13 protein-coding genes and 1 pseudogene are annotated in these 13,393 nt (G+C 69.4%); 9 read left to right on the forward strand and 5 right to left on the reverse strand.

What is annotated here, in order from left to right; genetic code table 11:
- Positions 1-5: 5 nt before the first annotated feature.
- Together C6A86_RS09845 and C6A86_RS09850 are read right to left on the reverse strand one after the other, a co-directional pair.
- The gene (locus C6A86_RS09845) at positions 6-1,538 is read right to left on the reverse strand and encodes a glycoside hydrolase family 57 protein (RefSeq protein WP_199196159.1); all 1,533 of its coding nucleotides are present in this window, start codon (positions 1,536-1,538) and stop codon (positions 6-8) included.
- Between the two features lie 29 nt (positions 1,539-1,567).
- Positions 1,568-2,353 carry a bifunctional 2-polyprenyl-6-hydroxyphenol methylase/3-demethylubiquinol 3-O-methyltransferase UbiG gene (locus tag C6A86_RS09850; RefSeq protein ID WP_199196158.1) on the reverse strand — a complete coding sequence of 262 codons (786 nt, stop codon included), beginning with the start codon at positions 2,351-2,353 and terminating at the stop codon, positions 1,568-1,570.
- Positions 2,354-2,550: 197 nt separating this feature from the next.
- Here C6A86_RS09850 and C6A86_RS09855 point away from each other — a divergent pair, with 197 nt between their 5' ends.
- The 7 genes and pseudogenes from C6A86_RS09855 to C6A86_RS09885 all read left to right on the forward strand — a co-directional run bounded on the left by C6A86_RS09855 (position 2,551) and on the right by C6A86_RS09885 (position 9,502).
- Positions 2,551-3,342, forward strand: coding sequence for an electron transfer flavoprotein subunit beta/FixA family protein (locus tag C6A86_RS09855; RefSeq protein ID WP_105362988.1), 792 nt, complete (start codon positions 2,551-2,553; stop codon positions 3,340-3,342).
- Between the two features lie 43 nt (positions 3,343-3,385).
- On the forward strand, positions 3,386-4,342 hold the full coding sequence (locus tag C6A86_RS09860) for an electron transfer flavoprotein subunit alpha/FixB family protein (RefSeq protein WP_105362989.1): 957 nt from the start codon (positions 3,386-3,388) through the stop codon (positions 4,340-4,342).
- Positions 4,343-4,486: 144 nt separating this feature from the next.
- Entirely contained in the window at positions 4,487-5,332 is an 846-nt protein-coding gene (locus C6A86_RS09865) for a GNAT family N-acetyltransferase (protein WP_105362990.1), read from the forward strand.
- On the forward strand, positions 5,329-6,168 hold the full coding sequence (locus C6A86_RS09870; RefSeq protein WP_105362991.1) for a 1-acyl-sn-glycerol-3-phosphate acyltransferase: 840 nt from the start codon (positions 5,329-5,331) through the stop codon (positions 6,166-6,168). Before C6A86_RS09865 ends, C6A86_RS09870 begins: the two co-directional genes overlap by 4 nt.
- 47 nt (positions 6,169-6,215) lie before the next feature.
- Positions 6,216-7,403 (forward strand): cysteine desulfurase family protein, encoded by a 1,188-nt coding sequence (locus C6A86_RS09875; protein WP_105362992.1) that lies wholly within the window; start codon positions 6,216-6,218, stop codon positions 7,401-7,403.
- Positions 7,400-8,467 carry a tRNA 2-thiouridine(34) synthase MnmA gene (mnmA, locus tag C6A86_RS09880; RefSeq protein WP_105362993.1) on the forward strand — a complete coding sequence of 356 codons (1,068 nt, stop codon included), beginning with the start codon at positions 7,400-7,402 and terminating at the stop codon, positions 8,465-8,467. Before C6A86_RS09875 ends, mnmA begins: the two co-directional genes overlap by 4 nt.
- Positions 8,468-8,492: 25 nt before the next feature.
- Positions 8,493-9,502 (forward strand): annotated as a pseudogene (locus C6A86_RS09885) (methionine synthase).
- A 283-nt stretch (positions 9,503-9,785) separates the two neighbouring features.
- On the opposite strand, the gene C6A86_RS09890 reads toward C6A86_RS09885, so the two are convergent.
- On the reverse strand, positions 9,786-10,151 hold the full coding sequence (locus C6A86_RS09890; RefSeq protein ID WP_233213008.1) for a hypothetical protein: 366 nt from the start codon (positions 10,149-10,151) through the stop codon (positions 9,786-9,788).
- A gap of 28 nt (positions 10,152-10,179) precedes the next feature.
- Here C6A86_RS09890 and C6A86_RS09895 point away from each other — a divergent pair, with 28 nt between their 5' ends.
- Complete coding sequence (locus C6A86_RS09895) at positions 10,180-10,308, forward strand: hypothetical protein (RefSeq protein ID WP_255419453.1); 129 nt, start codon at positions 10,180-10,182, stop codon at positions 10,306-10,308.
- On the opposite strand, the gene C6A86_RS09900 is transcribed toward C6A86_RS09895, so the two are convergent.
- Positions 10,294-11,904: a 4-coumarate--CoA ligase family protein gene (locus tag C6A86_RS09900; RefSeq protein WP_105363405.1), complete on the reverse strand. Its 1,611-nt coding sequence runs from the start codon at positions 11,902-11,904 to the stop codon at positions 10,294-10,296. The two genes, C6A86_RS09895 and C6A86_RS09900, sit on opposite strands and share 15 nt — an antisense overlap.
- A 94-nt stretch (positions 11,905-11,998) precedes the next feature.
- Here C6A86_RS09900 and C6A86_RS09905 point away from each other — a divergent pair, with 94 nt between their 5' ends.
- Positions 11,999-12,886, forward strand: a complete 888-nt coding sequence (locus tag C6A86_RS09905; protein WP_105363398.1) for an alpha/beta fold hydrolase — start codon at positions 11,999-12,001, stop codon at positions 12,884-12,886.
- A gap of 41 nt (positions 12,887-12,927) precedes the next feature.
- Here C6A86_RS09905 and C6A86_RS09910 read toward each other — a convergent pair whose 3' ends face one another.
- Positions 12,928-13,323, reverse strand: coding sequence for an MmcQ/YjbR family DNA-binding protein (locus C6A86_RS09910; protein ID WP_105363397.1), 396 nt, complete (start codon positions 13,321-13,323; stop codon positions 12,928-12,930).
- Positions 13,324-13,393: the final 70 nt, after the last annotated feature.

The raw sequence follows: 13,393 nt of genomic DNA on the forward strand, positions 1-13,393 counted from the left end.
TGGGGTCATCGGGGGAGCCGCCGGGCGTCCAGGGCGCCGAACAGCCCGTCGGCGCGGTTCCAGTCACCGGCCAGCCGCTGCGCCTGCTCGCGGCGTCCGGAGGCCAGCGCCGCGGAGATCTCCCGGGTCGCATGGGCGTGCAGATGCGCGCGGTAGCGGGCGTATTCGGCGGCGGAGTCCTTGCTGACCATGAACGGCCAGTCGCTGGACACCGTCAGCAGTGTCTCGCGCAGGATCTGGTCGGCCACCAGATCGCGGGACGCACCGGCGCCGCGGTGGGCCAGCGCCTTGTCCACCGCCGACAGCGCGGTATCGACGACCTCGGCGTTGAGTTGCACCAGATCGGACACCTTCTCGCCGTTCCAGACCTGCCAGTCCTTGCCCGAACCCCAAGAGCTGGGCGGCAATTCGACCGCTGGCCCGACGAAGCCGGCCTCGATGGCATCGGCGAGGGTGCCGACCCGGACACCGGCCTCGGGCAGTGCGCGCAGCAGTCGTTCCAGCCACTTCGGACCCTCGTACCACCAGTGCCCGAACAGCTCGGTGTCGAAGGCGGCGACGACGTGCGCGGGCCTGCCGATGCGTTCGGTTTCCTCGCGCAGCCGTCGGCGCACCACGCCGACGAAATCGGCGACATGCTTGTCGATCGCCCTGTCGGCGCGCTCGGGTTCGTAGGGGGCCTTGGCCTCCGAGGGCACGTTGCGACCCGTGACCCGCGCCGGCTTGAGGCCGGTGAGGTGGTCATGGGTGTGGAAGTCGCGGTACGCGGCATGCCCGGGGTAGCCGGACTTCGGCGACCACACCCGGTAGCTGACCTGCAGGTCGCGACCGAAGGCCACCACATCGGTGTCGCCGACGGGCCTGCCCAGCGCGGTATCGCCGTGCAGCGACGGACCGTCGACCATGAAGTGGCCCACACCGGCTGCGGCGTAACCGATTTCCATTCCCGGGGCGTAGGCGCACTCGGGCGCCCAGATGCCCTTCGGGGTGTGCGCGAAGCGCTGCCGGGCGTCGGCGAGACCCTCGCGCAGCGCGAACTCGCGCAGCCGCGGATTGAGCAGCGGCTGGAACGGGTGCGAGAGTGGACCGCCGAGCAGCTCGATGGTCCCGGCGTCGACGAGCTGGCGCAGCAGCGGGCTGCCACCGTGGCGCCACAGCGTGGTGAAGCTCTCCAGCGCTTCGGTGGCGGCGGCATGTTCGCGAACGCCGAACCGGCGCATCGCTTCCGCCGAACCGAAGGTGCCCTCGGCGCCGGTCCCGGCCTGCACGGTGGTCGCCTCCAGGGCGCGCAGCTGCCAGTTGGCGAGCCAGTGGTGCATACCGGTCAGGCAGTAGGGGTCATCGAGCTGAGCGGTGACCACCGGGGTCATGCCCAGGCTGACCAGATGGCTGCGGTCCTCGGCAGCCAGCGTGCGCAACACCCGCACGAGCGGCAGATAGGACGCCGCCCAGGACTGATAGAGCCACTCCTCGCCGACGGGCCAGCGGCCGTGATGGGCCAGCCACGGCAGGTGCGTGTGCAGCACCAGCGTGAACATCCCGGGTGCCGGGTCCGGCGGAGATCCGGTCACGGCAGCACCGCGATGGCCACCAGATCCAGGCTGTCGTCGATGTTGCTCTCCTTCGCGTCGAGCAGATCGAAATCCTCGGCGCGCACCGCGGCGACGTCGGCGAGCAACTCCTGCGACCACGGTGCATCCGCGACCGCGCGGTCGATCTGGGCCGCGATGATGGAACCCCCGTGGCGGGCGTCGAGGGCGGCCAGTCCGGCGCCGTGGAAGACCCCGAGCATGGCCTCGACCCGGAAGCCGCCCTGCTCCAGCAGGTCGGTGAGCTCGTCGGCGTTCAGTTCACGGGTGTGGAACGGGTTGAGCGGGGTGTCCCGGCCCGGCGAGAAGGTGATGCGGTTGGGCGTGGACATCAGCAGCGACCCGCCCGGTCGCAGCACGCGCGCGCATTCGGCGACGAACTGCCCCTGATCCCACAGATGCTCGATGACCTGGAAGTTGACCACCGCATCGACGGAGCCATCGGCCAATGGCAGATCGGCGAGGTTGCCCAGGTGCATCCGCACCCGCGGGTACTTGGCACGGATGTGGGCAACGGCCTGTTCGTCGTAGTCCACCCCGGTGACGCTGCGCGCGATCCCGGCGATCAGGTCGGCGCCGTAGCCCTCACCGGGGCCCGCCTCGAGCACATCGCGGCCGGCGCACCGGTCGGCGAGCCGCTGATAGACCACCTCATGGCGGCGGAACCAGTAGTTCTCCTCGGCCAGGCCGGGGATGGTGCGCTCGCCGGTCAGGGGCAGGGGATCGCCCGGGCCAGCGCTGTCGACGGAACCGATTGTGCTCATTGGAAGGCAGGCTAACCCGTAATGGCCGGTTCGCGAACGGATGCCCTGGCGACCGTGGGGTCTGAGCGAACCAACCAACGGGTTATGGTGTCCATGCGTGCCACCGAAGTTACTCGCGAGTAACCTGGAGGCCGTTGGACAAAACGTGATATGCCCAGGCCGGCTGCCGGCCTCATCGAGGAGGACGAACCACAGTCATGACAAACATCGTGGTCCTGATCAAGCAGGTCCCTGACACTTGGTCCGAGCGCAAGCTGTCCGAGGGTGATTGGACCCTGGACCGGGAAGCCGCCGACGCCGTGCTCGACGAGATCAACGAGCGTGCCGTCGAAGAAGCGCTGCTCATCAAGGAGCGTGAGGGTGGCGACAGCACCGTCACCGTGCTGACCGCCGGCCCCGAGCGCGCCACCGAGGCCATCCGCAAGGCCCTGTCCATGGGTGCCGACAAGGCCGTGCACCTCAAGGACGACGGCCTGCACGGTTCCGATGTGATCCAGACGGGCTGGGCCCTGGCCCGCGCGCTGGGCACCATCGAAGGCACCGAGCTGGTCATCGCCGGTAACGAGGCCACCGACGGCGTCGGCGGCGCAGTGCCGGCCGTCATCGCCGAATACCTGGGTCTGCCGCAGCTGACCCACGTGCGCAAGCTGAACGTCGAGGGCGGCAAGGTCACCGCCGAGCGCGAGACCGACGACGGCGTGTTCGGCCTGGAGGCCTCGCTGCCCGCCGTGGTCAGCGTCAACGAGAAGATCAACGAGCCCCGTTTCCCGTCCTTCAAGGGCATCATGGCCGCCAAGAAGAAGGAAGTCACCGTCCTGACGCTGGCCGAGATCGGTGTCGAGGCCGACGAGGTGGGCGTGGCCAACGCCGGCTCCAAGGTGCTCTCGTCGACCCCCAAGCCCCCGAAGACCGCGGGCGAGAAGATCACCGACGAGGGCGAGGGCGGCAAGAAGGTCGCCGAATACCTGGTCGGCCAGAAGCTGATCTAGTCGCCCATCCCATTCTTCTCTGACAACACATAAGGACAGATTCATGGCTGAAGTACTTGTGCTCGTCGAGCACGCCGATGGTGCACTGAAGAAGGTCAGCACCGAACTCATCACCGCCGCCCGCGTTCTGGGCGAGCCGTCCGCGGTCGTGGTGGGCCCCGAGGGCACCGCCGCGGGTCTCACCGACGGCCTCAAGGCCGCCGGTGCCGCCAAGATCTACGTCGCCGAGTCGGCCGACGTGGACAGCTTCCTGGTCACCCCCAAGGTCGACGTGCTCGCCGCGCTGACCGAGTCGGCCTCTCCCGCCGCCGTCGTGATCGCCGCCAACGCCGAGGGCAAAGAGGTCGCCGGCCGGCTGGCCGCACGTCTGGGCTCGGGCCTGCTGGTCGACGTCGTCGAGATCAAAGAGGGCGGCATCGGCGTGCACAGCATCTTCGGTGGCGCGTTCACCGTCGACGCCCAGGCCACCGGTGAACTCCCCGTGATCACCGTGCGCCCGGGTGCCGTCGAGGCCGCCCCGGCCGACGGTGCCGGCGAGGTCGTCAACGTCGAGGTCCCGGCCCCGGCCGAGAATGCGACGAAGATCACGTCCCGCGAGCCCGTCGTGGCCGGTGACCGTCCGGAGCTCACCGAGGCCAGCGTCGTGGTCGCCGGTGGCCGCGGCGTCGGCAGCGAGGAGAACTTCAAGGTCGTCGAGGAGCTCGCCGATTCGCTCGGTGCCGCCGTCGGTGCCTCGCGTGCCGCCGTCGACTCGGGCTACTACGCCGGTCAGTTCCAGGTCGGTCAGACCGGTAAGACGGTCTCCCCGCAGCTGTACATCGCGCTGGGCATCTCCGGTGCCATCCAGCACCGAGCCGGCATGCAGACGTCGAAGACCATCATCGCGGTCAACAAGGACGAAGAGGCGCCGATCTTCGAGATCGCCGATCTCGGCATCGTCGGCGACCTGTTCAAGGTCACCCCGCAGCTGACCGAGGCGGTCAAGGCCCGTAAGGGTTAAATCCCGCTCTCTGCAGTTCGAAAGGCGCCCCGGAACGCATGTTCCGGGGCGCTTTCGTGTGCTGAGCGTGCTGTTCACGCACCGTGCACGGACACGTCACGCCCCTGATGCCGCCCGGAGACCCGCAGGCGCGACCGTGCTGGCATGAGTACCGCATCTGTTCTCATACCGGCTGATGACATCGACCAGGCGACATCCGGGACACCGGGGCCGCGCTACACCCTGCTGCTGTCCACCGACCCGGCGCATATCGAGGCGGCCCAGCGCCTGCGTCACGAGGTGTTCACCTCCGAACCCGGCTTCGCCATGGCGCCCACCGGTGACGGTCTGGACGCCGACCGCTTCGACCAGTACTGCGATCACCTGCTGGTGCGCGAGGACGGCTCCGGCGAACTCGTCGGCTGCTACCGGATGCTCCCGCCGCCCGGCGCGATCGCCGCCGGAAGCCTCTACACCGCCACCGAGTTCGACGTCCACGCATTGGACGCGCTGCGTCCGTCGCTGGTCGAGATGGGCCGCGCGGTGGTGCGCGGGGATCACCGCAACGGCGGTGTCGTGCTGCTGATGTGGGCGGGCATCCTGGCCTACCTGGACCGCTGTGGCTATGACTACGTCACCGGCTGCGTGTCGGTGCCGACGCACCCAGCCCATGAGGAGCCCGGCAGCCAGCTGCGTGGGGTCCGTGATTTCGTGCTCCGCCGCCACGGCGCCCCGCAGGAATTCACCGTGCGGCCCTACCGTCCGGTCGTCATCGACGGTCGCAGCCTCGACGAGATCGACCCGCCGGCGCGGGTCACGGTGCCCGCCCTGATGCGCGGCTACCTGCGCCTGGGCGCCCAGGTGTGCGGCGAACCCGCCCACGATCCCGATTTCGGCGTCGGCGACTTCCCGGCGCTGCTCGACAAGCGCCACGCCGATGTCCGCTACCTGAAGCGGCTGCGCTCGGTGTCCCAAGCCGCCGACGCCACCGAAAGCGAGACTCCAGCATGACCGTCGCGAGTGATCACTCCTGGCTGCCGCGGGCTTCCTGCGATGCCAGCTGCATGCACGCCGGTGCGGCCCCGCTGGGATCCCGTCCCGCGGTCTGGACCCGCACGACCCTGCGCGTCACCGGTGCCCTGCTGTTGTTCCTGGCGGTACCGCTGCTCGCGGTGCCGTTGCCGGGCCGCTCGCACCTGCAGCGCGCCTACTGCCGGCTGATGCTGCGCTGCGTCGGCGTGCGGATCACCGTCTCCGGTGGCCCCATCCGCAATCTGCGCGGCGTGCTGGTGGTCAGCGGGCACGTGTCCTGGCTGGACATCTTCAGCATCGGTGCGGTGATGCCCGGCTCGTTCGTCGCCCGCGCCGACCTGATCGACTGGCCGGCGCTCGGGGTCGTCGCCCGCATCATGAAGGTCATCCCGATCGAGCGGGAGAACCTGCGCAGGCTGCCCGCGGTGGTCAGCGCGGTGGCCGCGCGGTTGCGCAACGGACACACGGTGGTGGCGTTCCCGGAGGGCACCACCTGGTGCGGACTGGGATACGGGCAGTTCCGTCCGGCCATGTTCCAGGCCGCCGTGGACGCAGGCCGCCCGGTGCAGCCGCTGCGGCTGAACTACCACCACCGCGACGGCAGCCCGTCGACCGTGCCCGCCTACATCGGCGAGGACACCCTGCTCGACTCGATCCGCCGGCTCGTCACGGCACGTCGCACGGTGGTGCACGTCCAGGTGCAGTCGCTGGAACTGCCGGGGCAGGACCGGCGCGACCTGGCGGCCCGGTGCGAGGCGGCGGTGCGCGGCACCGCCGGCCGCGACGTGGCGCACGGCCACATGCTGGCTGCCTGACCTCGGCGGACGGGCGCCCCGGGCCCGGCGGCTATCCTTGATGGGCCATGACAGCCGTATACCTCGATCACGCTGCCACCACCCCGATGCACCCCGTTGCCATCGAGGCGATGGTCGGCGCGCTGGCCACGGTCGGAAACGCCTCCTCGCTGCACACGTCCGGGCGCGCGGCGCGCCGGCGGATGGAGGAAGCCCGCGAGACGTTGGCAGGTCTGCTGGGCGCCCGCCCGTCCGAGGTGATCTTCACCGCCGGCGGCACCGAATCCGACAATCTGGCGGTCAAGGGCATCTACTGGGCTCGTCGGGACGCTGATCCGCGCCGTCGGCGCATCGTGACCACCCCGGTCGAGCACCACGCCGTGCTCGACGCGGTCGAGTGGCTCGTCGAGCACGAGGGCGCCGAGGTCACCTGGCTGCCCGTCGACGCCGCCGGTTCGGTGGCACCCGAGTCGCTGCGCGCGGCGCTGAGCACCCACGACGATGTTGCCCTGATCTCGATCATGTGGGCCAACAACGAGGTCGGTACCATCATGCCGATCGCCGAATTGGCTTCAGTGGCGGCTGAATTCGAGATTCCGATGCACAGCGATGCGATCCAGGCCGTCGGGCACATCCCGGTGGCGTTCACCGAGAGCGGGCTGTCGGCGATGAGCGTGGCCGCGCACAAGTTCGGCGGCCCGACCGGTATGGGGGCGTTGGTACTGCGGCGCGACACCGCCTGCGTGCCGATCCTGCACGGCGGCGGCCAGGAGCGTGACGTCCGTTCGGGCACACCGGATGTCGCCGCTGCGGTGGCCATGGCCGCGGCCGCCCGGGTGGCGGTGGAGGCGCTCACCGAGACCAACGCACGGGTCAGCGCCCTGCGCGACCGACTGATCGCCGGGGTGCAGGCGCGTATCGAGGACGTCGACGTCAACGGCGCGAGCGGTGATCACCGGTTGCCCGGCAACGCGCACTTCACTTTCCGAGGCTGCGAGGGCGACGCCCTGCTGATGCTGCTCGATGCCAAGGGCGTCGAATGTTCGACCGGTTCGGCCTGCACGGCAGGAGTGGCGCAGCCCTCGCACGTGCTCGTCGCGATGGGCGCCGACCCGGCCGCCGCGCGCGGTTCGCTGCGACTCTCGTTGGGGCACACCAGTACCGACGCCGATGTAGATGTCGCCCTCGACGTGTTGCCGGCCGCGGTGGAGCGGGCCCGGCAGGCCGCGCTGGCCAGTGCGGGGACGCGACGATGAAGGTTCTGGTCGCCATGAGCGGCGGGGTCGACTCGTCGGTGGCCGCAGCACGGATGGTGGACGCCGGCCACGACGTCGTCGGTGTGCACCTGGCGTTGTCGGCGACTCCGGGCACGTTGCGCACCGGGTCGCGGGGCTGCTGCTCCAAGGAGGATGCCGGCGATGCCCGCCGAGTCGCCGATATTCTCGACATCCCGTTTTACGTATGGGATTTCGCGGACCGCTTCAAGGAAGAGGTGATCGACGACTTCGTCGACTCCTACGCCCGCGGCGAGACGCCCAATCCGTGCGTGAAGTGCAATGAGACCATCAAGTTCTCCGCGCTGTCGGCTCGCGCGGTGGCCCTGGGATTCGACGCCGTGGCCACCGGCCACTACGCGCGGCTGGCCGACGGGCGGCTGCGCCGCGCGGTCGATATCGACAAGGATCAGTCCTACGTGCTCGCGGTGCTGACCGCAGAGCAGCTGCGGCACGCGCTGTTCCCGATCGGTGACACGCCCAAGTCAGAAATTCGCGCCGAGGCGGCACGCCGCGGCCTGGCGGTCGCCGACAAGCCGGACAGCCATGACATCTGCTTCATCCCGTCCGGCGACACCCGCGCCTTCCTGGGTGCCCGCATCGGGGTGCGACCGGGCGCCGTCGTCGACTCCGGTGGCGCCGTGCTCGCCGAGCATGACGGTGTGCACGGGTTCACCATCGGACAGCGCAAGGGGCTGGGTATCGCCGGACCCGGCCCCGACGGGCAGCCCCGATACGTGACGGGTATCGACGCCGCCACCGGGACGGTGCGCGTCGGCGCCGCCGATGACCTGGACGTGTCGACGCTGACGGGGGAGAAGCCCGTCTTCACCGCGGGGACCGCACCGCACGGGCCCATCGAGGGCGTGGTCCAGGTACGCGCCCACGGCGGCTTTGCCGACGCCGTCGCCGAGCTGCGCGACGGGCGGCTGATCGCCGATCTCCGCACCCCGATCCGGGGCGTGGCACCCGGGCAGACCATGGTGCTGTACCGGCCCGATCCCGCCGGCGACGAGGTCATTGCCAGCGCCACTGTCACCCGCTGACCGCGCGATCGAATACGGTTGGCCGATGAGTGTTTTCGCCGCCGCCACCGGCATCGGATCGTGGCCGGGTGAGTCGGCCCGCGAGGCCGCCGAGATCGTCATCGGGGAACTGCACACCCTGCCGCACCTCGTCGAGTTGCCCAACCGCGGTGTCGGCGCGGACCTGATCGGGCGTACCGGCGCGCTGCTGGTGGATATCGGTTTCGACACGGTGGCCCGGGCCTACCGGATCGCGCCGGGCCGCAGTTCGGTGCTGCGCCGCGCGGTGAGCATGCTCAACGAGGATCTCGACGCGCTGGAGGAGGCCTGGGAGAAGGCCGGTCTGCACGGCTCGGGCCGCACGGTGAAAGTCCAGGCCGCCGGGCCGATCACGCTCGCCGCCCAGATGGAGATGGCGAACGGGCACCGGGCCATCACCGACAGCGGGGCGCTGCGTGATCTGGCTGAATCGCTGTCCGAAGGACTGTCGTTGCACCGGGCCGAGGTGGCGCGCCGGCTGGGCACCGAGGTCGTGGTGCAACTCGACGAACCGCTGCTTCCCGCGGCGATGCTGGGCCGACTGACCGGGGTGACCAGCTTCTCCCCGGTGAATCCGGTCGAGGAGCAGGTCGCCGCGGTGCTGCTGGACGAGTGCATCGCCAGGGTGGGCGGCGAGGTCGCGCTGCACAGCTGCGCTGCTGATCTGCCGTGGAAGCTGTTGCAGCGCAGCCAGTTACAGGCCATCGCTATCGATGTGTCGACCCTGCAGGCGGCCGACCTGGACGGAGTCGGCGAGTTCGTGGAATCCGGGCGGACCGTTCTGCTCGGGGTGGTGCCGGGCACCGCGCAGCAACAGCAGTGGAAGCCTCAGCAGGTCGCTGCCGCGGCGGCCAAGATCACCGACCGGCTGGGCTTCCCCGCACGGTGCTGCGCGAACGGATCGGTATCACCCCTGCCTGCGGGCTGTCCGGTGCCACCGAGGAATGGGCCCGCATCGCGATCGGCCTGGTCCAGAAGGCCGCCGACGGTGTCGAAACCGATCCTGAAGGAATCTGACAAGCAAACTTCCCGGTGGCGTAAGGTGAGGGCCAAAGGTTGGGGAGCCAGTGAGTCAGTGCAAGCGTGTGGTGACGGCCGTTGCCGGTGCAACGGTCGCATTGACGCTGGTCATCGCACCTGGCGCTGTCGCTACCGCCGACCCGGGACACCGCGGATCGGCCTCCGCCGATTCCGATCGCCGTGACGACTCGAGTAGACGTGGCGGCGAAAGCTCCCGGAGCATTGTCCCCAGCAACGACGTCGCCGGCAACGGATCGCGTGATGACAGTGCAGGCGGTACTCAGCAGAGCAGCGCCAACGCGGACGCGTCGTCGAGCGAGCGGAGCAGGCCGTCGGTGACCACCGCCGACAGCGCGCGCACGGTGCGCACCGCCAGAACCGCGCGAACCGCCGATGACGTCAGGACCGGTGGTTCCGGATTGCGTCCGGCAGCGCCCGTCGCGCCCACTGACGTCGACCCACCGGTGCTCGCGCCCACTGCCAGCGCGGCCCGACCGCCGGCGTCGCCACCGCCGTCGCGGCCGGCGCCGGTGAACTCGCCGGCCGAGGTGCGCGCACCGCAGCCGGTGGCTCCGGTGCCGGCGCCGATCACGGCACCGGTCGCGGGGCTGCCGGTGGCCGATATGGGCTTGTCGGTGTTGCCCATCGGATCTGACCCGCGCCCCGGCCAGCCGATGACCTCACTGTTCGGCATCCTCGGTCTGTTGCTGATCCCGCTGGCCGGCGCTGCGCTGGGCTACCGGCAGGCGCGCGCAGCGCGCGCCCTACCGCCCGCCCGGACAAGCGGGCTACCGCCCGCGTAGATCCTTGCGCAGGATCTTGCCGGCCGCCGACTTCGGGATGGCATCGATGAACGCCACCTGACGGACCTTCTTGTACGGCGCGACCTGGCCGGCGACGAACTCCATCACCGCATCCTCGCTGAGCTCGGTGTCGGGCTGGCGCACCACGAACGCCTTGGGCACCTCTTCACCGGATTCCTGCTCGATCACCCCGATGACGGCGGCGTCGGCGATCGAGGGATGGCCCAGCAGCACGGCCTCCAGTTCGGCGGGCGGCACCTGATAGCCCTTGTACTTGATGAGCTCTTTGAGCCGGTCGACGATGAACACGCAGCCGGTCGGGTCGACGCGGGCGAGGTCACCGGTATGCAGGAAACCGTCGTCGTCGATGGTGTCGCGGGTCGCGGTGTCGTTGCCCAGGTAGCCGACCATCACATTGGGCCCTTTGAACCAGAGTTCCCCGGTCTCGCTCAGCCCGTTCTCGGGCAGCCCGATCTCCTTGCCGGTGGCCGGGTCGACGAGTTTGGACACCGCATTGGGCACGGTCCACCCGCACGAGCTGACCGGTGCCGCCGCCCCGACCAGTTCGGCACCGCCGTCGAACGGCGTGATGTGGCTGACCGGGCTCAGCTCGCTCATCCCGTAGCCCTGCACCAGCGCACAGCCCAGGCGCGCGGTGACGGCGCGGCCGAGTTCCTCGTCCAGCGGCGCGGCACCGGACATGATGGCGCGCAGCGAGGACAGGTCGTAGTCGTCGATGAGCGGATGCTTGGCCAGCGCCACCGCGACCGGCGGGGCGATGAAGGCGTGCGTGCACTTGCGATCGGCGATATTGGCCAGGAACTCGGTCAGGTCGAAGCCGGGCATGATAACCAGCTGAGCGCGGGCGTGCAGCGCGGCGTTGAGCAGGACCGTCATCCCGTAGATGTGGAAGAACGGGAGGACGGCCAGGATGACATCACCGGAGGTCATGCCCTGCAGCGGGCGGATCTGCGCGACATTGGCCACCAGATTGCGGTGCGTCAGCATCACGCCCTTGGGGTTGCCGGTGGTCCCCGAGCTGTAGGGCAGCACGGCCAGATGGGTGGCCGGATCGAAGCTGACCTGCGGTGCCGGGTGGGCCGGGGCCAGCAAGTCCTCGGCGTTGGGGTGCCCGTCGGTGTCGGCGCCCGGGCCGTCGAGCACGACGACCGACGATTCGTCGAGGCCCGCTGCGAGCGCGCCCTCCAGTGCCTGCGGTTTCAGCGCTGAGACCGTCACCAGCAGGGCGGCCTTGGAGTCGGTGAGCTGCTTGGTGATGTCCTTGGCGGTGAACAGCGCATTGATGGTGGTGGCGGTGGCACCGGCACGCAGGATGCCATGGAAGGCGACGGCGAAGGCCGAGCTGTTGGGGGCCAGCAGGCCGACCACGTCACCGGGGCCGAGTCCGCGCGCGGCGAGCGCCCCGGCGAACGCGTCGATCCGGTCGATCATCTGGCGGTAGGTGGTGGTGTTGCCGGTTTTGGCGTCCAGCAGCGCGACCTGTTCTGCCACTGCGGGATCGATGTCTGCGAACAGGTACTCGTAGACGTTTGATGAGGGAATCTGGACCTTGGGAAACGGGCTTTCGATACTCATGGTGCTGCCCATCGAACCACGCCTTCGCGGCAAATGTGGGCAACCTTCGAAGCCGACGTGTTACCAGCGGTACTGCATACCGTAGATTGTCGCCATGGACAACCCGCCCGATCTCCCCGGCGTGCAACACCGCTTTGTCGATCTCGGTCGCGGCGTGACGATTCACGTCGCCGACGCCGGCCCGGCCGACGGTCCGCCGGTCATGCTGGTGCACGGTTTCCCGCAGAACTGGTGGGAATGGCACGAGCTCATCGGCCCGCTCGCCGCGGACGGATACCGGGTGCTGTGCCCGGATCTGCGCGGGGCGGGGTGGAGCTCGGCGCCCCGGGACCGCTACCGCAAGAACGATATGGCCGACGATCTGGCCGCGGTGTGTGACCGGCTCGGCGTGGGTCCGGTCAAACTCGTCGCCCACGACTGGGGCGGCCCGGTGGCCACCATCTTCATGTTGCGCCATCCCGAGAAGGTCGCGGCCTTCATGGGCCTGAACACCGCGGTGCCGTGGCTCAAGCACGACCGCGAGGCACTGATCAACGTCTGGCGCATGTGGTACCAGATCCCGATGATGCTGCCGGTGATCGGCCCGAAGGTGATCGCCGACCCGAAGGCGCGGTTCTTCCGGTTCCTGGGCTCCTGGGTGGGCGGCGATTTCCAGACGCCGGACGAGGACATCGCGTTCTACGTCGCCTGCATGCGCCGACCGGGCTACGCCGAAGCGGGCTCACGCTGGTACCGGACCTTCCAGACCCGCGAGGCCGCGCGCTGGATGCGCGGGGAATTCGATAATCACCACGTGTCGATCCCGGTGCGCTGGCTGCACGGCACCGACGACTCGGTGCTCACCCCGGAACTGCTGCGGGTGCTGCCCGAGCACTGTTCGGATTTCGAGCTCGAACTGGTTCCCGGCGTCGGGCACTGGATTGTCGAGCAGCGCCCAGAGCTGGTGCTGGACCGGCTGCGCACGTTCCTGAAGACCACCTAGGCCGACGGCGAATCTCGCCGTTCTGCAGTCGGTGTCACCAACTACCGCTCGTCGAGCTGTGTGATCAGCTTCTTCGACGCCACCAACCGGAACGACGCGTCGAGCAACTCGGCGACCTCATCCCAGTCGACCGCCGCGGCGGTCAGGTCCAGGCCCATCCAGCCGAACGGGCCCATATAGGCGGGGAAGAAGAACCGGTCGTCCTGCTCGAGGGACCGGCGGTCGGAGTCGTCGACCTTCACCAGCAGCGCGTGCGGAAAGGCGACCATCTCGCCGGCCGCCTTCAGGTTGCCGCCGTACATGGCGAACATCTTCGGTGCGCAGAACACCGGTCGGCCCCACGAGACCTTCTCGAAGGCTGCCGGAAAGCCGAGCGCCAGCCCGCGTAGCTCGGCGAGCCCGAAGTCGTCGTCGGAGAACATGATCGGGTGCGGCACGGGTAGCAGTCTATCCATGCCACCTATCGATTAGGCTACCCTTACTTTCGCAGGTGAGGAGGGGTCATTA

Source organism: Mycobacterium sp. ITM-2016-00316 (assembly GCF_002968335.2).
GTDB lineage: Bacteria > Actinomycetota > Actinomycetes > Mycobacteriales > Mycobacteriaceae > Mycobacterium.

Excerpts from the sequence above, each read along its gene's own strand:
- C6A86_RS09855 (WP_105362988.1), top strand. The coding sequence starts at position 2,551 with ATGACAAACATCGTGGTCCTGATCAAGCAGGTCCCTGACACTTGGTCC.
- C6A86_RS09865 (WP_105362990.1), top strand. The coding sequence starts at position 4,487 with ATGAGTACCGCATCTGTTCTCATACCGGCTGATGACATCGACCAGGCG.
- C6A86_RS09875 (WP_105362992.1), top strand. The coding sequence starts at position 6,216 with ATGACAGCCGTATACCTCGATCACGCTGCCACCACCCCGATGCACCCC.
- C6A86_RS09900 (WP_105363405.1), bottom strand. The coding sequence starts at position 11,904 with ATGAGTATCGAAAGCCCGTTTCCCAAGGTCCAGATTCCCTCATCAAAC.
- C6A86_RS09890 (WP_233213008.1), bottom strand. The coding sequence starts at position 10,151 with ATGGGCAACACCGACAAGCCCATATCGGCCACCGGCAGCCCCGCGACC.
- C6A86_RS09860 (WP_105362989.1), top strand. The coding sequence starts at position 3,386 with ATGGCTGAAGTACTTGTGCTCGTCGAGCACGCCGATGGTGCACTGAAG.
- mnmA (WP_105362993.1), top strand. The coding sequence starts at position 7,400 with ATGAAGGTTCTGGTCGCCATGAGCGGCGGGGTCGACTCGTCGGTGGCC.
- C6A86_RS09870 (WP_105362991.1), top strand. The coding sequence starts at position 5,329 with ATGACCGTCGCGAGTGATCACTCCTGGCTGCCGCGGGCTTCCTGCGAT.
- C6A86_RS09905 (WP_105363398.1), top strand. The coding sequence starts at position 11,999 with ATGGACAACCCGCCCGATCTCCCCGGCGTGCAACACCGCTTTGTCGAT.
- C6A86_RS09850 (WP_199196158.1), bottom strand. The coding sequence starts at position 2,353 with ATGAGCACAATCGGTTCCGTCGACAGCGCTGGCCCGGGCGATCCCCTG.
- C6A86_RS09845 (WP_199196159.1), bottom strand. The coding sequence starts at position 1,538 with ATGTTCACGCTGGTGCTGCACACGCACCTGCCGTGGCTGGCCCATCAC.
- C6A86_RS09895 (WP_255419453.1), top strand. The coding sequence starts at position 10,180 with ATGACCTCACTGTTCGGCATCCTCGGTCTGTTGCTGATCCCGCTGGCC.